This window comes from Pelagerythrobacter rhizovicinus (assembly GCF_004135625.1).
In the GTDB taxonomy this organism is placed as follows: domain Bacteria; phylum Pseudomonadota; class Alphaproteobacteria; order Sphingomonadales; family Sphingomonadaceae; genus Pelagerythrobacter; species Pelagerythrobacter rhizovicinus.
In genome coordinates this window covers 432,501-453,643 of record NZ_SDPV01000001.1, presented here as the reverse complement: position 1 = coordinate 453,643, position 21,143 = coordinate 432,501, and the positions used below count along the sequence as shown (strand labels likewise).

Below are 21,143 nucleotides of genomic sequence, written 5' to 3'. Positions count from 1 at the left end.
CAATCGAAGGGAGTTTTGATGTCGCTATTCGATTTGACCGGGAAGGTCGCCATCGTCACCGGTTCGAGCCGCGGGATTGGCCGCGCGGTTGCCGAGGAACTCGCCGCGCAGGGCGCAAAAGTGGTGATCTCGAGCCGCAAGCAGGACGCCTGCGACGAGGTGGCGGCGGAGATCAACGCAGCGCACGGCGACGGCACGGCGGTGGCGATCGCCGCCAGCATTTCGGATAAGGTGCAGCTGCAGGACCTGTTCGCGCGCACGAAGGAACAGCTCGGCGCCGTGGACATCCTCGTCTGCAATGCGGCGAGCAACCCCTACTACGGCTCGATGGACGGGATCGAGGACGAGCAGTTCCGCAAGGTGCTCGACAACAACATCCTCTCCAACCACTGGCTGATCCAGCTCGCCCTGCCCGACATGCGCGCGAAAGGTGACGGGGCAATCATCGTCGTCAGTTCGATCGGCGGCCTGCGCGGTTCGCCGACGATCGGGGCCTACAACGTCTCCAAGGCGGCGGACTTCCAGCTCGTGCGCAACTATGCGGTCGAGAACGGCGAGCACGGCATCCGCGTCAACGCCATCGCGCCAGGCCTGGTGAAGACCGACTTCGCTCGCGCCCTGTGGGAGAACCCGAAGGCGCTCGCCGCGACCGAGGCGCGGCTGCCCATGCGCCGTATCGGCGAGCCGCGGGACATCGCAGGCGCGGCGGTCTATCTCTCCTCGCCCGCAGCCAAGTGGATCACGGGCCAGATGATCGTGGTCGACGGGGGCGCGACGATATGAGCGCGCGCCTCGCCGGCAAGGTCGCGGTCGTCACCGGCGCCGCCTCGGGGATCGGCCGGGCGAGCGCGTTGCTGTTCGCGCAGGAAGGCGCGCAGATCGTCGCGTTCGATCGCTCGGAAACCGTGCATGAGACCGCCGATGCCGTGCGCGCCCACGGCGGCTTGGCAGTTGCGATGACCGGCGATGCGGGCGCGGAGGCCGATATCGAGGCGCTCGTCGCGACCGCCCGCAGGGAATTCGGCGCGCTCCACTTGTTTTTCGCCAATGCGGGGATCACCGGTGGCGTCCGCGGCGGCTTTTTCGACGCAACGCCCGAGGATTGGGCGGAGGTTCTGCGCGTCAACCTGATCGGGCCGTTCCTCGCGGTGAAACACGCCGCACCCGCGATCCGCGACTGCGGCGGCGGAGCGATCCTGTGCACAGCCTCGGTCGCCGGGCTGCGCTCGGGCGCAGGACCGGCGCAGTATTCGGCGAGCAAGGCGGGCGTCATCAACCTGGTCCAGACCGCCGCCCAGCAGCTTGCCGGCACCGGCGTTCGGATCAACGCGGTGCTCCCTGGCCTCACCGAAACGGGCATGACCCGGCCGCTTTACGAAGGCGCCCGCGCGGCGGGCAAGGAAGACAGGATCGGGCAGCTAAATCCGCTCCTGCGCGGCGGCCAGCCGGAGGAGATCGCGGCCGCGGCGCTGTTCCTGCTCTCGGACGAGGCCAGCTACGTCAACGGACAGGCGCTGGCGGTCGACGGCGGGCTGTCGAGTTCGCATCCGACCTCGCGCCCGCCGGGCGATCCGAACCGGCCCAGCTCCTAGCCCATCAGCCCGTCAGGAGCTGCAGGAGCCGGCTCCCGTCTTCTCCCATTGGTAGGCATCGACCGTCTCGCCGCGGGGCTGGTAGCGGATCGTCAGCTTCTCGCTGCCCCGCAATACCTCCAGCGTGAGAAACGCCTCCTGGTCCGCCTGCAGGCCGTCCTGCGAGAACGTGTTGGTGATCACGTCGCCTTCGCGCAGGCCCGCCTTCTCCGCTTCGGAACCCGGCTTCAGGCCGCGCACCGCGCGCGGGTCGCTCAGCAGCGAGGCGGGATCGAAGCCGAGATCGAAGCGACGCAGCGGCCGCGTGGTGCGCTGGAAGCATGGGCCGAACGCATCCGAGGGCGGCAGGACGGTCTTGCCGGCCAGCATCGCCTCGAAATCCTCGATCCCCGCCTGCCCGAGCTCTGCCCGGAGCAGGCGGCGCCAGAGCGCCTCGTCCATCGGCCGCCCGGCGCGGCGCTCGGCCAGCATGGCGCGTACCATGTCGTCGAGCGACCGCTTGCCGCTCGAGGCTTCGCGCACTTTCGCATCGAGGCTGGCGAAGTAGAGCGAGCCGCGGTCGTAGGGCAGAACCCGGATGCGCGTGTCGCGCCAGAACCCGGCCGGGATCTCGGCATTGGGCGTCGCGATCATCACGTTGGTGTAATAGCGCCCGGCCGTCTTGTTCAGATCGTCGAGAAAGGCATCGGCATCGATCAGCCCCGCGCGATAGGGCAGCATCCGCTGATAGTGGACCGCGAGCCCTTCGCCGAACCAGCTCCGGTCGAGGCCGCCGGGTCGATCCATCGACTCATCGAGCGAACGAACCCAGGCATGCAGCATCTCGTGCGCGAGAAGGCCGCGCAGGTCGTCGATCTCGGACTCCGGACCGTAGGTGAAGGCGAAGCTGTCGGTCAGGCCGATGCCGCTGCCGGGATTGTCCGGGTTCGGACGGGCGAACACGCCGAAGCTCGCCGCCGCTTCGCCGAAGAACTCGCCGTAGAAGCCGTGCAGATCGGCCGCCCAGGTCATGAGCTCGTCGGTCGAGAACGGCGGATCGCCGGCCCAGCCCGCGAAGAACCCGCCGCTGCCGGAGCGGTACGTGCCCGCGCGGCCGGCGACGTAATAGGTCGAGGCGATCCGCCCGGGTACAAGCGGTGCGGCGCTGTGCGCGTCGCCGATCCCGAAGCTGGATACGCCGGTCGCGCCCGGCCCCATGGCCGAGAGGTCCCAGTCGACCGTCACCCGCCGCGCGGTTTCGTCGGCGGGGAGAATGAGGAAGGCGTTGGCCGCGCCCGAGAAGCTGCCGTGGCCGGTGCGCAGCTCGTATTGCGGGCGGCTGATGAAGGGCCGGTCGGCGTCGATCGTGACACGGTAGCGCAGCGTGAGCGGCCCTTCGATCGGGCGGTCGGCATGCCAGAGCCGGGTGCGGTTGGAATCGTCGGCCGCCTCGTCGGTCGGCGTCAGGGTCACCGCGCCGCGCGCGTCGCGTGCGCTCAGCGCCTGGACGTCGTCGGCGCTGGTCACCACCGTGTTGGCCTCGATCGGCAGCTCGACGACCGGCGCTCCACGCGCGGCCTCGATATCCTCGGCGATGATCGTCAGGTCGAGCGCGGGAACGGCCCCCTCGGCAGTGGCTGCCTCCGGGCGGATCGTGATGGTGATCGCGGGGGCTTCGGCAGGCGGCGCCGCGGCGGCCGGCACCGCGCCGAGCGCGCAGATCGTCAGCAGAATTCGCTTCAACGCCTTCTCTCCCATTCCTTGCACGGCGAATCTAGGGCAGCGCCGGCGCATGATCGCAGTCGTTCTCCGACCCGGCCGACCGGCACCGGCATAGACTATGCGCTTCGCCCGAAGGGGCGCTGGTTACAGCGACGGCAGCGGCAGGCGGTGCGTACACTTGATCTCGGACAAGGTCGCCGTCGAGCGCACGTCCTGCACTCCGGGGAGGCGCAGGAGCGTGCGGAAGGTGAAGGCCTGATACCAGCCCATGCTGGGGGCCAGCACCTTCAGCATCACGTCCATTTCGCCGAACAGCGTGTAGGCCTCGGTGATCTCCGGGATATCCTCGATCGCCTGCGTGAACCGGTCGCGCTCCTCGTCGGTCAGCCGGCCCATCTGGAGCTGCGCGAAGATGTACATGCTCTCGCCCAGCTTCTCGCGGTCGAGCACGGCGACCTGCGCCTTGATATATCCCTTTGCCTTGAGGCGTTGCATACGACGCCAGCAGGGGGATTGCGACAGCCCGACGCGCTCGGCGATCTCACTGGAGGATTCCGATGCGTCGACCTGCAGGCGATCGAGGATCTTGAGGTCGAGCCGGTCGAGTTCATTGGCCATGGTTATGCTCCGGATTCCGCAAGAGTGCATCATTCATGCGCCAGCCTTAGAAAGCGGGAAACCTTCAGGCAAGTTTTGCCGCCGCCGAAGAAATAGGCTCGCCTGGGAGGATCAATGGACCAGAACGACCTGACGATAATCGACGCGGCCGAAGTGCGGCGGCGGCTGGATTACCCCTCGTGCATCGACGCCATGCGCGAAGCCATGCGCGCGCTCTCCGCCGGGACGACGCGCCAGTTGCTGCGGACGATGATCCCGCTAGGCGAGGCGCGCACTTTCGCCCAGATGCCCGGCGCGCTCGGCACCCACGACATGTTCGGCGCCAAGCTGGTCAGCGTCTTCGGCGACCTCGCCGCGCCCGGGCGGCGACGCCATCGCGGAGTGATCGTCCTGTTCGAGCCCGACCAAGGCAAGCCGGTCGCGATCGTCGATGCCGAGGAAGTCACCCACATCCGCACCGCCGCGGCGACGGCCATGGCAACCGATGCGCTCGCCCGCGAGGACGCCAGCACCCTGCTGATTGTCGGCACCGGCGGGCAGGCGCGGACGCATCTCGAGGCCCTGCCGCAAGTCCGGCCCTTCCGCCGAATCCTGATCTGGGGACGTGATCCCGCGAAGGCCGCAGCGCTTGCCTCCGACTATTCGTGCATCGAGGCGCAGGCGGTCGAGGATCTGCCCGAAGCGGTGGCGGAGGCAGACGTCGTTTGCACGCTGACCGCCGCGTCGCAGCCGGTGCTGCGGGGCGAATGGGTCCGGCCGGGCACGCATGTCAACCTCGTCGGCTCGAGCGGTCCCGGCCCGGTGGAATGCGATCACGAGATGGTCGTGCGCGCACGCTACATCGCGGACAGCCGCGCCTCGGCACTCGACGCAGCGGCCGAATTCCTCGATGCGCGCGCGGCCGGCCTACTCGGCGACGATCACATCGTCGGCGAAATCGGCGAAGTCCTGCTCGGCACCGTCGCCGGCCGGACGAGTGCGGACGACGTTACACTTTACAAGTCGCTCGGGCATGCGGTGCAGGACCTTGCCGCCGCCGCCCACCTCTATCGGAGCCTGAAAACCTGATGCGCCATCATACCCTTCGCGCCCTCCTCGCGGCATCCACCCTCCTCGCTGCCCTGCCGGCCCATGCCGAAACGGTGCGCTGGTCGGTCGTCACCAGCGGCGAGAAAGTCGGGTTCGTCGAAGCGGACGAGCAGGGCTCCACGGTCAGCATCAGCTACGACGTCAAGAACAACGGCCGCGGACCGACCACGACGGAAGAGATCGAACTCGGCGCCGACGGCCTGCCCGTGCGCTGGGCGATCGATGGCACATCCACCTTCGGCAGCGAAGTGCGCGAGCGGTTCGCGCGCGACGGGCAGACCGTCCGCTGGACCGACTCCACGGGGACGCAGGAGAGGAAACAGGCCGCCACCGCGCTCTACATCGCGCAGAACGGCAGCCCCTGGGCGCTCGGCCTCTATGCCCGCGCGCTCCTGAAGGACGACGACCGGCGCATGGCCGCGCTGCCCGGCGGCGAGCTGCAGCTGGAGGCGCTCGGCGAGACCGAAGTGCAAGGGACGACCTACCGCGCCTTCTCGATCAGCGGCATCGATCTGTCGCCCGAGCTGATCCTGCTGGACGCGCAGGGGCGCCTCTTCGCGCGCATCGACACCGACGGCGCGACGGTGCGCGAAGGTGCCGAAGCGACCGTGCCCGAGCTCACCGAACTGGCGACGCGGCTCACCGCCGAGCGCTTCGCCGCGCTCCAGAAGCGGTTCGCGCATACGCTCGACCGCCCCATGCGCATCCGCAACGTGCGCGTGTTCGACCCCGAGGCGGGCACGCTGGGCGAGCCGGTCTCCGTCATCGTGTCGGGCGAGCGGATCGCGGGCATCCACCCTCTCGACGCGCCGGCGACCCCGGGCGAGATCGTCGTCGACGGCCAGGGCGGAACGATCCTTCCGGGCCTGCACGACATGCACGCCCACGTCTCGCCCCAGTCGGCCCTGCTCTATCTGGCGGCCGGGGTCACCTCGATCCGCGACATGGGCAACGACAACGCCGTTCTGGACGGCATGATGGCGCGGATCGAGGACGGGACCGTCGCCGGGCCGCGCATCGTGCGCAACGGCTTCCTCGAAGGGCGCAGCAGCTACTCGGCCCGCAACGGCATCATCGCCGAAAGCGAGGCCGAAGCGGTCGAGGCCGTGCGCTGGTACGCGGCGCGCGGCTACTGGCAGGTCAAGATCTACAACTCGATGAATCCCGATTGGATTCCCGCCGTGGTTCGCGAAGCGCGCCGCCTGGGCATGGGCGTGACCGGGCACATCCCGGCCTTCACCAATGCCGATACGATGATCGCCGCCGGATACGACGAGGTGACCCACATCAACCAGCTCATGCTGGGCTGGGTCCTCGATCCGAAGGAAGATACCCGCACCCCGCTGCGCCTCACGGCCATGCGGCGGACCGCGGATCTCGACCTCGCCTCCCCCCGCGTGCAGCAGACGATCGAGGCCATGGCCGCGCACGGCATCGCGCTCGACCCGACCGCCGTGACCCTGGAGCTGCTGATGCTGAGCCGCGACGGGCAGCCGAGCCCGGCGGTCGCGAACTACATCGATCATTTGCCGATCGCGCTCCAGCGCCGCCGGCGCCAGGGGATCGCACCGATCGAAACGCCCGCCGACGCGGCCGCCTACGAGGGCGCGTTCGTCAAGATCAAGGAACTGATCAAGCGCCTGCACGACCGCGGCGTGCGCATTCTGCCGGGCACCGACGATGCCACGGGCCTGTCGCTGCACCGCGAACTGCAGATCTACGGCGAGGCCGGGATCGCGCCCGCGGAAGTGCTCCGCCTCGGCACGCTGGGGCCCGAGGTCTACATGGGCCGGGACCAGAATCTCGGCTCGGTCGAGCGCGGCAAGTACGCGGACTTCCTGCTGCTGCCGGGCAATCCTCTTGAGGACCTGCGCGAGCTGCACCGGATCGCGATGGTTGTGAAAGGCGGGACGATCTACTTCCCGTCGGAGATCCACGCCACTTTCGGCGTGAAGCCCTTCGCCGAAGCGCCCGCCATCCCCGGGCTGGAATGAGGATCGGCGAGGGCGATCACCGCCCTCGCTGCTTCACCAGATAATACACCACTCCGACGGCGAGCCAGCCGCCGAGCAGGGCGTAGGGCCGCCAGTCCGCCTCGAAGCCGACCGCGATCAGCGCCAGCGCGCACAGCGCCCCGGCGATCGCCATCACGCGCATCCGCGCCGCGGGCGGGCGGAAGCCGGCCTGCGCGTGGAGCTCGGGGTGGTGTCCGGCCACGCGCGCGGCGGACAGGCAGATGCTGGCGTACTTGAGCAGGTTCGGAATGTTCACCGCGAGGAACAGGAACGTCAGCTCCATCGGCAGGAACAGCCCGACGCACCCGATCGCGAACACGGCGAGCAGGGCGACGTGCGGCGTGCGCCAGCGCGGATGGACGCGGCCGAGCGCGGCGGGGAGCACGCCCGCCTCGCCCATGGCGAAGAGGCTGCGGCTGAACATGGCGAAGATCGCGTTGAGCGACTTCCCGATCGACAGCACGGCCGCCAGCGCGATCACCGGCACCGCCAGCGGCCCCATGAACACGCGCGCGGCGTCGAGGATCGGCGCCTCGCTCGCCGCCAGCGCGGGGCCGCCGAGCAGGCCCAGCGCGACGAAGCCGACCGCCAGATAGAGCACGGTCGCCGACCCGATCGACAGGGCGATTCCGAGCGGGATGTTGCGGCGGCTGTTCGAGACTTCCGCGCCCGCTTCGGTCGCGGCCTCGATGCCGAAGAACAGCCCCATCAGCAGCGGCGCCGCGGCGATCACTCCATTCCATCCCTCCGGCATCAGAGGTTGAAGCCGGTCGAGCGACACTTCGGTCGCCCCGCCCCAGACCACGAACACCGCGAACAGCACGAGCATCGCCGAGAGCAGGATCTTCTGCACGCGCGCGGCGACGTCGATGCCGAACCAGTTGGCGGCGAGCACCAGGACCATCACCGCGAACATCGTCGGCTTGGTCGGCAGCGGCACCAGCATCGAACCGTAGCGGACCAGCACCAGCGCGAGCACCACGATCGCGCCCATGTTGGCGACGATCCGGGCCCAGGCGATGAAGAAGCCGACCGCCGGATGGAGGAACCGCGCGGGCCAGGCGAACGATGCGCCCGATACGGGCAAGGCCGAGCCCAGGTAGGCATAGCTGACTGCGATCAGATACATCGGCAGGGCGGCGATGAGGACCGACAGCAGCATGCCCGGCCCCGCGATCGCCGCCGCAGGGGCGATGGCCGAGAAGATCGAGACGCCGACCGCCGTGCCCAGCCCGAGCGCGACGACCCCCCAGAGGTCGATCCGCGCGGCAAGTCCCTTGTCGCCAGCATTGGTCACTGCGCGGTATCTCCTTCGATAAAGGCGCGGATGTCACCGATCATCCGCTGCCAGCTTTCGTCGTCCGAATAGGCGACATGCCCGGCGCGGTAGACGCGGTCGACGATCCGCTCGCGATCGGCATCCGACTGGGCGATCAGGTAGTCGGCCGCGCCCACGGTGGTCGTCAGGTCGTAAAGACCCGTGCCGATGAACAGGCGGAAGTGCGGATCGCGTTCCATCGCCTGCTCGGCGATCGTCATGAACGGCCAGTCGTTGAACGGCGAGTCCCCGGACCCGTAGGCCCATTCGCCCTCGGTGCGGGCGATCACGCGATAGTTCTCCGCGTCCGGAACGCCGCGGCTGGTCAGCTCGGCGATCATCGCCGCGCCATACAGCGCGGAGACGGGAGAGAACGCATCCGGGCCGACGGTGAGGCCGGCATCCGGCGCACGCGGGGCGGTGTATCGCGCGTCGTAACGGCCGAGAACGACGCCTTCGCCGCGCAGCAGCTCGACCCGGAACCGCTCCTTGGAGAGCTTCAGGTCCCATTCCAGCCAGCGGTCTTCGGCGATGCCGGTCAGTTCCGCCAGTCGTCCGGCGATCGCCGTCCGGGTCTCGCCGTCGAGCGCGCGGCCGCGATAGAGCGCTGCGAGGTACTCGGGCCCGAACGCGCTCGCCGCATCGGCCGACACGACCGGATCGCAGGTGCCGATCCGTCCGTGGTAGCAGGCGATCGCCGCCAGCGTCGGCAGCGCCACCGGATAAGTGACGACGTTGTCGGGCCGCTGCGAGGTCTCGATCATGTTGAGCGCCTGGCCGATCAGCAACACGCCCGCGAGCCGCACCTCGGGCGCGCGCTTGTGGAGCGCCTCGATCATCGCGGTCGCGCGGATCGTGCCGTAGCTTTCGCCGAGGACGTAGATCGGCGCGTCCAGCCGCCCGTTGGCGCGTAGCCATGCGAGGACCGCCTGCGCCACGGCATCGGCATCTCCGTCGACCGAGCGATACCAGTCCATGTCGGCGCCGGCATCGAAGGCGGAGAAGCCGGTTCCCGGCGGGTCCAGCATGACCAGATCGGCCGTATCGAGCAGCGTGTCGGGATTGGCGCCGACCTCCGCCTCCGCCGGCAGAGGCGCGGCAGGATCCTGCGGCACCCGCGCGCGCACCGGGCCCAGAGCGCCCATGTGCAGGAACGAGGCCGAGGCGCCGGGGCCGCCATTGAACGCGAAGAGCACCGGGCGATCCGCCGCACCTTGCGCCACATACGCCATGTATCCGACGCTCGCATCCTGCGGGCGATCCGGACTCGAGACGGCGATCTCCCCGACCTCGGCAGTGTAGGCGATCGTCCGTCCGGCGACCGTCGTCTCTCCCTGGGCGCGGTGGCGGACGTCCTGCGCGGCAGCGGCGGAGGAAAGAGTCGCCGCCGCAACCAGCGCGGCGAGACCCAGTGCTTTCCTGCAGGCACGCACCACGTCCATTGTCAGCCTCCCCTGCCTCGATGCTCGTCGAGCTCCCGATAGTGCTTGAGGCCGTCGGTCAATGCCTGCAGGCCGTAATCCACATCCGCCGGGGCATGGGCGAAGCCGATCCGGATGTGGCCGGGGGCCCCGAAATGCTCGCCCGGCACGACGACGACGCCGCACCGGTCCGCCAGCCATTCGGAAAAATGCTCCGTATCATCGATCCCGATCGCACGCGGGAAGGCGATGCAGCCATGTGGCGGCAGACGCCCGGCCATCAGCCCCTCGGCGAGCCAGTGCGCATGGTAGGATTCGATGATCGGCCGCGCCTGCTGCAGCATCCCCTCGCGATAGCGCTCGAATCGATCACGCTGCTCGAGCACGAGTGCCGCCACGGCATGTGCGAGATTGGAGATGCCGAATTCGACTTCCCGGTTCAGCGCGCGAACCGGCTCGATTACGCTCGGATGCGCGACGATCCAGCCGCACCTCAGCGTGCTGAGGCCCCAGATCTTGGTCAGGCTGCTGACGCTTACCAGCGCCGGAGATGCATTGCCCGACGCCGCGGGAGTGAATGCATCCCCGGCATACTCTCCGTAGACTTCGTCGACGACCACGAGCGCGCCGCGTTCTTCGGCCATCCGCGCGATCGCGGCCAGCACTTCCGGCGCGATCGCCATGCCTGACGGATTGTGCAGGTTGGACAGCAGGATGAGCCGCGTCTGCGGCGTCATCGCGCGTTCGACTTCGTCCGGGTCGATGGTGAAACCGTCGCCGCGGCGAAGGAAGCGGTCGATGGGCTTGTTCAGCGAACGGGCAACCGTGTCGAAAATATCGAATCCCGGCGACTCCGCCAGGATTCGCTCGCCCGGCGCGAGCAGCGCTCGATACAGGAGCGACAGCGCGCCGGTCGCGCCGGTCGTGCACAGGACCCGTTCCCGTTCGACGCCATAGCGCGCCGCGAGCTGGTCGATGACATAGGGATTTCCGCCAGCAAAGGCGCTGGCGTAGCGGGTCGTCACGGTCTCGCCGAAAGCTTCGCGGATGACCTCATGAAGCAAGTCGGCGGGTTCCGGCACGGAACTCTCGAACAGGCTGATCAGCAGGTTGCGCTCCGACCGCACCTTGCGGATTACGTCGCGCACCCACTGGCTGTATGAGCCGAAGCGCGGGGCGGGCAGCGTCCCGCCCGGACCGCCGCCTGGCGCGTCTTGGTCGAACCGGATCATGCCTCGCCTTCTTCCTGTTCGGGACGCGCCGGGCGTCGTGCGCCCGGCCATGTGCAGCGCTGAGCGGTCACTTGAGGCGGATCTTCACCCCGACGAAGAACCGCCGGCCGAGGATGTCGCCGTAGGCGATCTGCGGATAGGACGGCGACTTGTCGGTCAGGTTGTCGATACCGCCGCGCAGGACGAAATCGCCGAGGTCGAGCTGCGCCGAGACATTGTGCACGGTGTTGCCTTCGAGGATCGGATTGGGATTGTTCTCGATCGTCGCATCCGGTCCGGCGCGCGTCTCCCCACGATAGTCCGCCTGATAAGTGAGCCGCAACGGCCCCTTGTCGTAAACCAAGTTGAACCGTCCGACCCACTCGGGCGCGAGAGAGGTATCATCCTCTCTCACAAACGTGCTGCCGGTGACCGATCTTTCCAGCAGAGTGTTGTGCGTCGCGTTGATTCCGAGCCGGACACGGCCGAGATCGTCGCCGCCGAACCACTCGCCGGGACGGAACGCATACTCGATGGCGTAGACCTCGCCCCGATAGCGGATTTCACCCGCGTTGACCGTCGTGGTCGTGCCGGTAACGATCGTTCCGCCCGGACTGACGCCATCAGGTGCGGCGAGCCGGGTGAAGGCGTTGCAGAACGCCGGGTCGGGCGTCGGATCGTCGAAGCAGGTCGCCGCGAAATTCTCGGTCGTGAACAGCGACAGCCCGTCCTCGAGATCGATCTCGACCCGGTCGGCGGTGATCGTCAGGCCCGGAACGAAGCTCGGCGCGATGACGATCCCGTACGTGAACGTGTCGGAGATCTCGTTGCGCAGGTCGGGATTGCCGCGCGAGGTGATGAGCGCCCGCTGAAAATTCTCGGAGCCGCTCTGGAAGCGGGCCAGGCGCTCGTCGGCCGACAACCCTGCCCCGGCGCCGTCGGCATCGACGCCATAACCGGGATTGGCTTCGAACAGCGCGAGACAGTTCGCGCGGCGAATGTCGGGATTGGGCCCGCCGGCGATGCGATCCGCATCGCAAGGATCGATGCCCGCGGCATCGAGCCCCTCGCTCGTCGGAACGAGCAACTGGGTCAGCGTCGGCGCCCGGAAGTTGCGGCTGCGCGAGGCGCGCAGCGTCACGTCGCGCACCGGCTGCCAGCGCAGGCCGAGATCCCACACGTTCTCCTTCCCGGCGAGCGAGTTGTCGACGTAGCGGAACGCCCCCTTCGCCTCCAGTGAGTGGACCAGCGGAAGCGTGAAGCCCTCGCCAACCAGCGGGATCAGCAGTTCGCCCGACAGCTCGTCGGTGTTGTAGCTGCCAGACTGCGGAACCTGCTGCGCACCGGCGCCGAAAGAGCCCTCGCGGTTCGCCTCCAGCGGATCGAAACGGGCGCTCTCGTCGCGGTGTTCGTAGGCCGCGCTGAACTGCACGTCGCCCCCCGGCAGCGTGAACAGCGTCCCGCCGAGCGTCGCCAGCACGTCCACCTGCTCGTTGGTCCAGTCGATCCCGGCAATGGTGCTGACGTACTCGCGCGCCTCGGCGCTGACGTTGCCGTTCCCGAACGGGTTGATCGGCGCGCACGAGGGATCATCGTTCGACGGATCCGCATCGGCGTTGATTGCGCAGACGATCTGGCCACCCGAACGCACCGCGTCGATCGCATTGTCGAAGCGGCTGTTGACGACTTCCCAGCTGCGGCGCTGACCGTCGACGCGCGAGTAGCTGCCCGAGATGTCCCAGTAGAACTCCCGGTCGCCCACGTCGAACGTGCCGTCGAGACCGAGCACCGCGCGGTAGGTTTCGGTCTTGGTGCGCTGCGATGGGTCGGGGACCAGGTCGAGGAACAGCTTCGACAGGAACAGCGGCCGCCCGCCGGCGAACGCGGGGTTGGCCTCGATCAGCGCCGCGCGGGCCTGATCTGTCAGGAACGGGTTATCGACGGTGAACGCGATCGGCCCCGCGTAGCTGCCGGCGTTGAGCACCGTACGGCTGTTGCCCTGCGGGATCTCCGTCCCTTCGGTCTTCGCGTAGAGCAACTCGGTCGACACGCGGATGCGGTCGGTCAAATCGTAGTGTCCGACCATCGTCCCCGTCAGCCGTTCGACTCCCGTACGCAGGCCGGCGAGCTGCTGGTAGGGGAAACCGTCCCCACCGCTCGCGAAGGGAATGCCTGCCAGCGTGCCGGTATCATAAGGCACGATTGATCCGTCGGGTGCGAACTGGATCGGATGGCCGTCAAGCTGAGTCAGGAAGTTCGGCGGCGGGGCGGGGTTGGTGAAGACGACGCCGTTGGCGTTGAACGGCCAGAACCGGGCATTGAAGATCTCCCGGACCTGCGGAATGCCGTCGTCCGGCCCGGTATCCTCGGGATTGTTGACCGTCAGGCGTCCGAGATTCGACAGTGGGCGATCGGTGAAGCGCAGGATCGGCGAGCTCGACCAGCCGACATCGACAGCAACGTTGCCACGACCGTCGGCGAAGTCTGTGCCCGCAGTGCCGCGCAGCGCATAGGTTTCGTAGTCTCCACGGTCGCTGATCCCCGTCTGACCGTCGAGTTCCACGCCCGTGAAATCGTCGCGCAGGATGTAGTTGACGACTCCCGCAATCGCATCGGAGCCGTAGACTGCCGCGCCGCCACCTTGATAAACCTCGACCCGCCTGAGCAGACCGAGGGGGATGATGTTGGAATCCACTTGCGCATCGCCCACGCCACCGGGCGCGCCGATCCCCGAAGACGAAGTCACCATCCGGCGCCCGTTGATCAGAGTGAGCGTTCGCCCCGGCCCGAGATTGAACAAGTTGGGGAACTGCTGCCCGGAACCACTCGATTCCCCACTGCCGTCCGCCTGGTTGAGCTGGGGGACGGCGGAAGGAAGATCGTTCAGCGCCTCCGCGGCACTGACATAGCCACGGTCCTCGACAGCCTGCTGCCCTACCTCGATGATCGGCGCGGCGGTCGTCACGTTCGTGCTGCGAATGCGCGATCCGGTCACCACGATTTCCTGCGCGACAGCCTCGCCCTCTCCGTCGGCAGCTACTTCGCCGACCAGCGGGCCGTCGCCGGACTCTTGCGCATGGGCGGCCCCGCCCGCCAGTATCGCGGCGGATGCGAGCAGCCGCGCCATGGTGGTGGTCATCCTTGTACGCATCCTGCTTCCCCTTCGAATTCGGTCTTGTTGTTCCATTTCCGGAAAATCGCGCCGAAGGATATGCTGGTGGACTGGATTGTGGTTGTCGTTCTCTACTGATAGGGGCGACACCGGGCATTAGTTTTGGTCGAAAGCAGGTTTGTAGCGTAAAAATTAGTCCTGCTTTCCATCCGCAAGGAATGCGGCGATGTCCCGTCCGAATGCTACAGCCACGGCCGGCTCGTCGTACATCATGTGTCCGCCGGGATAGCAGTGGAGCGCGAACCGGTCGGCGACCGCCGCCGGAAGCGCGGCCACCGTCGCCTCGTTCGCCGCGCAGCTATTGAGGGAATCGTAGAACCCCGCGGCGACGAAGGTTCGCATGTGCGGCATCTTCTCCATCGCGCGCAGGGTCCACGGCTGCGACGGACTGGGCGGACCCTCCCCGGCCATCGCGCGGGCCAGCGATTCGGGCGTAATGGGCGCCTGATCGTACTGCCACCCCGCCCCGACCGGCAACTCCTCGACCTCGATCCCGGCGTAGCGCCCTTCGGCATAGCGCAGGCGCTCGCGGTAATAGCGCAGGACCGCCTTACCCGACGGCGTCGGATCGGCGCTCCCGACGACGCGCATATCAAAGACGTCGAGCATCTGCCCGCTCCCCAGCAGCTCCGTGCGAAACGTGCGCGGCGATACCCAGAGCGTTTCGGGATCGACCACATCGGGCGACAAACCCTGGAAGGCCGCGATACGCGCACGAACCGCCGTGCGATCCTCCGGCGAAAGCGCCGCCGGATCGGCCAGCGCGGGCGCATAGACGGCGCGCGCAAATCGCTCCGCCTCCTGCAGCACCTGCTCGACGTTGCCCTGCAGCTCAGAGGCCAACTTGCCATGCGCCAGCGCGGTCGCGGCGCGGTTAGGCAGCGAGAGCGCACGCATCAGGTGGCGATCGGGCAAGTCCCCCAGGGGAATGCCGCCGGAGATCAGCGCGATCCCGGCTACCGGGTGGCCCAGGTCGGCGAGGGCTTCCGCGACCCCAGCGGCTCGCCACGTTCCGAAGCTTTCCCCAACAAGGAAGACGGGCGCGCCGGTGCGGCCGTTTGCGTCCAGCCATGAGAGGATGAAGTCGGTCGTCGCGGCGATATCGGCCATGGTCGAATAGAACGCCGCGGCATCGGCTTCGCTGTCGGCGCGGCTGAAGCCAGTACCCACCGGGTCGACAAAGACGAGATCGCTGATTGCCAGCGGGCTGTCAGGGTTCGCCTCGGTCCGCCCTTCGCGGATGCGCACCGGACCGAGCGCCGAGAAGTGGAGCAGCCTCGAATCAGCACCGGGACCGCCGTTCCAGACGAAGGCGACCGGGCGCTGCTCCGCCTCATCCGAAGCGAGATAGGCGGTATAGAATATGCGCCCTTGCGCATCGCCCCCGTTGCCGACCGCAACCGTTCCTGCGCACGCGAAATAGGGCAGCGCGCCATCGCGCAGGGCCGCTTCGTGGCGAGTTTCCACCGCATCGGGCGGACAAGCCGCTATAGCGGCAGTCGAGAGCCACGAGGACGCCAGCAGGAGGAGAACTCGGGAAAACCATTTAATGCGCACGATCCAACTCTCCCGCAGTGTTCGTTCGATCTTAGGGCGAAGTACGCGAATAGATTATTCGCAATTGCGCATCCCACGAATCACAGTTCGCCCTCACCGGCCATCTCCAGGCAAAAGGAACGCCGTGTTCTATGCGCCGCCCACAGCGTACAATCGGGACATGACGCAATCGGGGAACGGGCTGGAGATGTCGCGCCGTGCCGTGCTGACGGCAACGGCGGCGCTTCCGGTGGCAGCGAGGGCGGGCGCGCCCAAAAAATTGCCCGACAGGTCCGCCTTCGACGTCGAGGGCACCTATCTCGACTCCGGAACCATGCATCCGCCGGCGCGCGGCGCGCGAGCTGCAGTGGCCGACTACTTCGCGCGCCGGGGCACGGCCGCCGATTATCCGATACACGCCGTGGAAGAGCGGGTGAAGGAACGCTTCGCCCGTCTCGTCGGCGCCTCGCCGGCGGAGCTCGCCTTCGTGCAGAGCACGACCGCGGGCGAGCAGATGGTGATCGACGCGCTCGACCTGCCGCGCGCGGGCGGGCGCATCGTCACCGACACGCTCCATTTCTTCGGATCGTTCTATCTCTACGAGGAACTCGCGCGCCGGGGCATGGACGTGGCCTGGCTGCGGCCGCGCGACGGGCGGATTGCCATCGAGGATTACGAGCGCGCGATTACCCCGGGGACCCGGCTGGTCTCGCTGTCGCTGGTCTCGACCTACAACGGCTTCGAGCACGATCTGAAGCGCGTGTGCGAGATCGCCCATGCGCGCGGCGCGCTGGTCTATGCCGACATCATCCACGCGGCCGGCGCGGTGCCGATAGATCTCCATGGCAGCGGCGTCGATTTCGCTGCTACCGCCAGCTACAAGTGGCTTATGGGGGATTTCGGCATTGGCTTCCTCTATGCGCGCGCCGACCGGATGGACCGGCTGACGCGCAAACGCTTCGGCTACTACGGCCTCGCACGCTTCACGCCGCACGTCTACCCGTTCGACCCGCCGGGCGACACGGTCGCGGACGTCGCGGCGCGCGACGATGCGGAGGGCATGTTCGCCATGGGCACGCGCTCGCACGCCGGCATCGTCCAGCTCGACTGGTCGCTCGGCTACCTGCTCGATCTCGGCGTCGATCGCCTGACCGCCTGGCGCCAGCCTCTGCTGGACCGCCTGCGCGTCGGGCTCGAGGCAAAGGGCTATTCGGTGGCCACGCCGCCAGGCTGCCGCGCGCCGCTCATGACCTGCGTCCTCGCCGATGCGCGCGCCAAGCTGGGCGAACGGCTGACAAACGCCGGGGTCCGGATCACGCTTTCGAAGAACCGCTTTCGCGTGTGTCCTTCGATGTTCAATGGGGAGCAGGACATCGACCGCCTGCTCGACGCCTTACCGCGCGCATAAGAACGCGCGGCCGTTTCCGGGGAGAAAACGATGCCGTTCCGCCGCTGCCTCTTGTCCGTCCTGCTCGCCACCGCTGCCACGCCGGCGCTGGCGCAGGACGCCGATGCGCCCATGTCGCCCGCTTTCCTGCGCGCGATGGAGCCCATGATCCCGCGCGAGGAAGCGACGAGCCGCGTGGTCGCGACCGATCACGACATCGTGCTGGGCGACCGGCGGATCGCCTACCGCGCCCTCGTAAGCGAACAGCCGCTGGCGGGCGAGGACGGCGAGCCTGCCGTGGTCGCGGTCACTTACGCCTATGTCGCCGAGGGCCTCGGCGATCCGGCGACACGGCCGGTGCTGTTCGTGTTCAACGGCGGCCCCGGCGCATCCTCCTCGCCGCTCCACATGCATGCCTTCGGTCCGCGCCGAATCCTCGGAGAAGGCGCCGACATGCGTCTCGCCGACAACCCGCACAGCCTGCTCGACGTCGCCGACCTGGTGTTCATCGATCCGCCCGGAACCGGCGCGAGCATGCCCGTCGAGGGCGTCGACGCCACTTCGTTCTGGGGCGTCAAGGGCGATGCGCAGGCCGTCATCCGCATGATCGAGGAATGGAAGCGCGCCCACGGCCGCCTCGCATCTCCGACGATGCTGGTGGGCGAGAGCTACGGCACGGCGCGCGCGGCCGCGATGCTCAACGAGCTGCAGAGCGCGGAGCGCGCGCTCCCCGATGCCGTCGTGCTCCTCTCGCCGTCGCTCGGGTGGACGAGCGCTCCGATCCTGTCGCAGGTAACAACCCTGCCCACTTTCGCAGCCGTCGCCTGGTATCATGGCGCGGTCGATCGCCAGGGACGCGAGGTAGCGGACCATTTCGCCGATGCGCAGCGCTTCGCCGAGACCGAATACGTCAGCGCGCTGGCACAGGGCCCGCGCCTGCCCGCAGAAGAGCGGCGCCGGGTGGCGGAGAGGCTTTCGGCCCTGATCGGATTGCCCGCGGATCAGATCGAGGAAGAGCGACTACGGATCGGCAAGCTCGATTTCATGCTGTCGCTCCTGAGCGAAAAGGGGCTGCGCACCGGCCAGCTCGACGCCCGCGTCACGCGATCGATCGAGGAATCCAAACTGCGGCCGCCGTTCGACGATCCTTCGATGTCGCTCGGCAGCGATGGCCCGAACGTGATCGAGCGCTATCTGACCGACGAACTCGGCTATTCGCTCCCGAGCGCCTACCGTAGCCTCAATCTCGGCATCAACTTCCAGTGGAACTGGGGCGAAGGCTACGGCGGAAGCTATAGCGCGGCCACTTTCGCGCCTTACCTCGCCGCAGCGCTGGACGCCGATCCGTCGATGCGGCTCTTCGTCGCGGGCGGCTATTACGACATCACCACGCCGGTTCATGCCGGGCCGTTCGCGATCGATCAGGCCGGGGTTCCGCGGGAGCGCTATGTTCTGCGCGGCTATCCGGCCGGACACTCGATCTTCGAGGACGAGACACAGCTCGCGAACTTGGCCGCGGATCTCCGCGCCTTCGTCCGTGGCGAGCTCCGGCCGATGTGATCGTTAGGGGCAACGGGATGCAGCGCTCCAATTCAAGCCACCATCCGTTGCCCGTCAGCAGCACTCGTACGCTTACGAGGCACGTGAGACGTGCTCGCGGCGCCGTCCTCGCCACAGGATATCCGCACCTCGACAACGTCAGGCACAAAAAAAGCCGCCTCTTTCGAGACGGCTGTTGTTCGGATGGTTGCGGGGGTTGGATTTGAACCAACGACCTTCAGGTTATGAGCCTGACGAGCTACCGGACTGCTCCACCCCGCGGCACCTGTGTGTCGCCTGAGGCGACGGTCTGACCGGAACAACCCTTGTGAGGTCGATCGGCAAGGCATCGACGGCCAAAGGCCAAAGACGCCAAAAGGGCCTCCCCCGGACGGGGTGGCCCTCTGACTTGCGAATGGGTTTTACCGCGCTCCGCCGGCTACAATGCCTGGCGACGACCTACTCTCCCAGCGCTTGAGCGCTAGTACCATCGGCGCTGCCCGGTTTCACGGCCGAGTTCGAGATGGGATCGGGTGGGTCACAGGCGCTAAGGTCACCAAGCAATGAAGCTGGCGGACGCGGTTCTTAAATCGATGCAACCTTCGGGCGTATCTGGCCTGACAAGTCCTCTTCATCGAGGACAATCCATTCAGGACTGTCGTTGATGGTGGGATTCAACAAGCGCGAACAGAACTATTAGGACCGGTTAGCTCCACGCATTACTGCGCTTCCACACCCGGCCTATCAACGTCATGGTCTATGACGGTTCGATGATTGCTTATCTTGAGGGAGGCTTCCCGCTTAGATGCTTTCAGCGGTTATCCCGTCCATACATAGCTACCCTGCTGCACCGCTGGCGCGATGACAGGTACACCAGAGGTATGTTCACCCCGGTCCTCTCGTACTAGGGGCAACTCCTCTCAACAATCGACGCCCACGGCAGATAGGGACCAAACTGTCTCGCGACGTTCTGAACCCAGCTCACGTACCACTTTAATTGGCGAACAGCCAAACCCTTGGGACCTGCTCCAGCCCCAGGATGTGATGAGCCGACATCGAGGTGCCAAACGATTCCGTCGATATGAGCTCTTGGGAATCATCAGCCTGTTATCCCCGGCGTACCTTTTATCCGTTGAGCGATGGCCCTTCCACGAGGGACCACCGGATCACTATGACCGACTTTCGTCTCTGCTCGACCTGTCGGTCTCGCAGTCAGGCAGGCTTATGCCATTGCACTCTCGCAGCCGGTTTCCAACCGGCCTGAGCCTACCATCGCGCGCCTCCGTTACTCTTTAGGAGGCGACCGCCCCAGTCAAACTACCCGCCACAGAGGGTCCCTGAACCGGATAACGGTTCTAGGTTAGACAGTAGAAAACAACAGGGTGGTATTTCACAGGTTGGCTCCACCCCAGCTGGCGCCGGGGCTTCAAAGCCTCCCACCTATTCTACACAGTTGTTTTCCACTGCCACTCTGAAGCTGCAGTAAAGGTGCACGGGGTCTTTCCGTCTAACCGCGGGTACTCCGCATCTTCACGGAGAATTCAATTTCGCTGAGCATATCCTGGAGACAGTGGGGAAGTCGTTACGCCATTCGTGCAGGTCGGAACTTACCCGACAAGGAATTTCGCTACCTTAGGACCGTTATAGTTACGGCCGCCGTTTACTCGGGCTTCAATTCGGAGCTTTCACTCCTCCTCTTAACCTTCGAGCACCGGGCAGGCGTCACACCCTATACGTCGTCTTGAAGCCGACTTAGCAGAGTGCTGTGTTTTTGCTAAACAGTCGCTACCCCCTGGCCTGTGCCCCCTGCTACTGCTTGCGCAATAACAGGGCCTCCTTCTTCCGAAGGTACGGAGGCAATTTGCCGAGTTCCTTCAGGATACTTCTCTCAAGCGCCTTGGTATACTCTACCTGACCACCTGTGTCGGTTTCGGGTACGGTCTATACGGAGAGGCTATTTCCTGGAACCGCTTGGCTGCCCGACCAATCCAATAAGGTCGAACAACGTCCACGATCCGTCACACATCTCCAGGCCCACGAATATTAACGTGGTTCCCATCGACTACCCCCTTCGGGCTCGTCTTAGGGGCCGGCTCACCCTGCGCCGATTAGCGTTGCGCAGGAACCCTTGGTCTTTCGGCGAGAGGGCATCTCACCCTCTTTGTCGCTACTCATGTCAGCATTCGCACTTCCGATACGTCCACGGTCGGTTACCCTCCCGCTTCACTCGCCTACGGAACGCTCCGCTACCGCTCATAGTAAACTATGAACCCTAAGCTTCGGTGCGTATCTTGAGCCCCGTTACATCTTCGCCGCAGGAACCCTTGTTTAGACCAGTGAGCTGTTACGCTTTCTTTAAAGGATGGCTGCTTCTAAGCCAACCTCCTGGTTGTTTTGGGATTCCCACATGCTTTCCCACTTAGATACGACTTGGGGACCTTAGCTGTAGGTTAGGGCTGTTTCCCTTTTGACGACGGACCTTAGCACCCGCCGTCTGTCTGCCGGACAAGACTCGATGGTATTCGGAGTTTGGTTAGGTTTGGT

Annotated in this window: 13 protein-coding genes, 1 tRNA gene and 2 rRNA genes (1 of these 16 only partly in view); 6 read left to right on the top strand and 10 right to left on the bottom strand. The window is 66.6% G+C overall.

The features are described 5' to 3' along the window. The first annotated feature begins 18 nt into the window (after nt 1-18). Together ETX26_RS02245 and ETX26_RS02240 are read left to right on the top strand one after the other, a co-directional pair. Nucleotides 19-783 carry an SDR family NAD(P)-dependent oxidoreductase gene (locus ETX26_RS02245; RefSeq protein ID WP_129523067.1) on the top strand — a complete coding sequence of 255 codons (765 nt, stop codon included), beginning with the start codon at nt 19-21 and terminating at the stop codon, nt 781-783. Beyond that, the gene (locus ETX26_RS02240) at nt 780-1,592 is read left to right on the top strand and encodes an SDR family NAD(P)-dependent oxidoreductase (protein ID WP_129523066.1); all 813 of its coding nucleotides are present in this window, start codon (nt 780-782) and stop codon (nt 1,590-1,592) included. Before ETX26_RS02245 ends, ETX26_RS02240 begins: the two co-directional genes overlap by 4 nt. A 12-nt stretch (nt 1,593-1,604) precedes the next feature. Here the strand turns inward: ETX26_RS02240 and ETX26_RS02235 are convergent, their stop codons facing one another. Further along, nucleotides 1,605-3,314 carry a M61 family metallopeptidase gene (locus ETX26_RS02235; RefSeq protein WP_225425462.1) on the bottom strand — a complete coding sequence of 570 codons (1,710 nt, stop codon included), beginning with the start codon at nt 3,312-3,314 and terminating at the stop codon, nt 1,605-1,607. A gap of 123 nt (nt 3,315-3,437) precedes the next feature. After that, nucleotides 3,438-3,911, bottom strand: a complete 474-nt coding sequence (locus tag ETX26_RS02230) for an Lrp/AsnC family transcriptional regulator (RefSeq protein WP_129523064.1) — start codon at nt 3,909-3,911, stop codon at nt 3,438-3,440. Between the two features lie 114 nt (nt 3,912-4,025). Here ETX26_RS02230 and ETX26_RS02225 point away from each other — a divergent pair, with 114 nt between their 5' ends. Together ETX26_RS02225 and ETX26_RS02220 are read left to right on the top strand one after the other, a co-directional pair. Next, nucleotides 4,026-4,979, top strand: a complete 954-nt coding sequence (locus ETX26_RS02225) for an ornithine cyclodeaminase family protein (RefSeq protein ID WP_129523063.1) — start codon at nt 4,026-4,028, stop codon at nt 4,977-4,979. Continuing rightward, nucleotides 4,979-6,994, top strand: a complete 2,016-nt coding sequence (locus ETX26_RS02220) for an amidohydrolase family protein (RefSeq protein ID WP_129523062.1) — start codon at nt 4,979-4,981, stop codon at nt 6,992-6,994. Before ETX26_RS02225 ends, ETX26_RS02220 begins: the two co-directional genes overlap by 1 nt. 16 nt (nt 6,995-7,010) lie before the next feature. Here the strand turns inward: ETX26_RS02220 and ETX26_RS02215 are convergent, their stop codons facing one another. From ETX26_RS02215 to ETX26_RS02195, 5 genes are all read right to left on the bottom strand, one after another. Then, on the bottom strand, nt 7,011-8,312 hold the full coding sequence (locus ETX26_RS02215; RefSeq protein WP_225425461.1) for an APC family permease: 1,302 nt from the start codon (nt 8,310-8,312) through the stop codon (nt 7,011-7,013). Beyond that, nucleotides 8,309-9,775: a S10 family serine carboxypeptidase-like protein gene (locus ETX26_RS02210; protein ID WP_129523061.1), complete on the bottom strand. Its 1,467-nt coding sequence runs from the start codon at nt 9,773-9,775 to the stop codon at nt 8,309-8,311. The genes ETX26_RS02215 and ETX26_RS02210 overlap by 4 nt, the downstream gene beginning before the upstream one ends. A 2-nt stretch (nt 9,776-9,777) precedes the next feature. Next, nucleotides 9,778-10,986 (bottom strand): pyridoxal phosphate-dependent aminotransferase, encoded by a 1,209-nt coding sequence (locus ETX26_RS02205; RefSeq protein WP_129523060.1) that lies wholly within the window; start codon nt 10,984-10,986, stop codon nt 9,778-9,780. A 67-nt stretch (nt 10,987-11,053) separates the two neighbouring features. Then, nucleotides 11,054-14,104 (bottom strand): TonB-dependent receptor domain-containing protein, encoded by a 3,051-nt coding sequence (locus tag ETX26_RS02200; RefSeq protein WP_225425460.1) that lies wholly within the window; start codon nt 14,102-14,104, stop codon nt 11,054-11,056. Nucleotides 14,105-14,269: 165 nt separating this feature from the next. Further along, the gene (locus ETX26_RS02195; RefSeq protein ID WP_225425459.1) at nt 14,270-15,604 is read right to left on the bottom strand and encodes a S10 family serine carboxypeptidase-like protein; all 1,335 of its coding nucleotides are present in this window, start codon (nt 15,602-15,604) and stop codon (nt 14,270-14,272) included. 277 nt (nt 15,605-15,881) lie between these two features. Here ETX26_RS02195 and ETX26_RS02190 point away from each other — a divergent pair, with 277 nt between their 5' ends. Together ETX26_RS02190 and ETX26_RS02185 are read left to right on the top strand one after the other, a co-directional pair. Beyond that, nucleotides 15,882-17,081, top strand: a complete 1,200-nt coding sequence (locus ETX26_RS02190; protein WP_225425458.1) for an aminotransferase class V-fold PLP-dependent enzyme — start codon at nt 15,882-15,884, stop codon at nt 17,079-17,081. A gap of 30 nt (nt 17,082-17,111) precedes the next feature. Beyond that, on the top strand, nt 17,112-18,620 hold the full coding sequence (locus tag ETX26_RS02185) for a S10 family peptidase (RefSeq protein ID WP_225425457.1): 1,509 nt from the start codon (nt 17,112-17,114) through the stop codon (nt 18,618-18,620). A gap of 184 nt (nt 18,621-18,804) precedes the next feature. On the opposite strand, the gene ETX26_RS02180 is transcribed toward ETX26_RS02185, so the two are convergent. The 3 genes from ETX26_RS02180 to ETX26_RS02170 form a co-directional block, all read right to left on the bottom strand. Then, nucleotides 18,805-18,881, bottom strand: a tRNA-Met gene (locus ETX26_RS02180). Between the two features lie 164 nt (nt 18,882-19,045). Further along, nucleotides 19,046-19,160, bottom strand: a 5S ribosomal RNA gene (rrf, locus tag ETX26_RS02175). 115 nt (nt 19,161-19,275) lie between these two features. Then, nucleotides 19,276-21,143: ribosomal RNA gene (locus ETX26_RS02170) — 23S ribosomal RNA — on the bottom strand (it continues 925 nt past the right edge of the window).

Bases quoted from the DNA above. Each gene is read 5' to 3' on its own strand.
- ETX26_RS02230 (WP_129523064.1), bottom strand. From the start codon at position 3,911: ATGGCCAATGAACTCGACCGGCTCGACCTCAAGATCCTCGATCGCCTG.
- ETX26_RS02210 (WP_129523061.1), bottom strand. From the start codon at position 9,775: ATGGACGTGGTGCGTGCCTGCAGGAAAGCACTGGGTCTCGCCGCGCTG.
- ETX26_RS02225 (WP_129523063.1), top strand. From the start codon at position 4,026: ATGGACCAGAACGACCTGACGATAATCGACGCGGCCGAAGTGCGGCGG.
- ETX26_RS02245 (WP_129523067.1), top strand. From the start codon at position 19: ATGTCGCTATTCGATTTGACCGGGAAGGTCGCCATCGTCACCGGTTCG.
- ETX26_RS02185 (WP_225425457.1), top strand. From the start codon at position 17,112: ATGCCGTTCCGCCGCTGCCTCTTGTCCGTCCTGCTCGCCACCGCTGCC.
- ETX26_RS02200 (WP_225425460.1), bottom strand. From the start codon at position 14,104: ATGACCACCACCATGGCGCGGCTGCTCGCATCCGCCGCGATACTGGCG.
- ETX26_RS02220 (WP_129523062.1), top strand. From the start codon at position 4,979: ATGCGCCATCATACCCTTCGCGCCCTCCTCGCGGCATCCACCCTCCTC.
- ETX26_RS02205 (WP_129523060.1), bottom strand. From the start codon at position 10,986: ATGATCCGGTTCGACCAAGACGCGCCAGGCGGCGGTCCGGGCGGGACG.
- ETX26_RS02240 (WP_129523066.1), top strand. From the start codon at position 780: ATGAGCGCGCGCCTCGCCGGCAAGGTCGCGGTCGTCACCGGCGCCGCC.
- ETX26_RS02190 (WP_225425458.1), top strand. From the start codon at position 15,882: ATGTCGCGCCGTGCCGTGCTGACGGCAACGGCGGCGCTTCCGGTGGCA.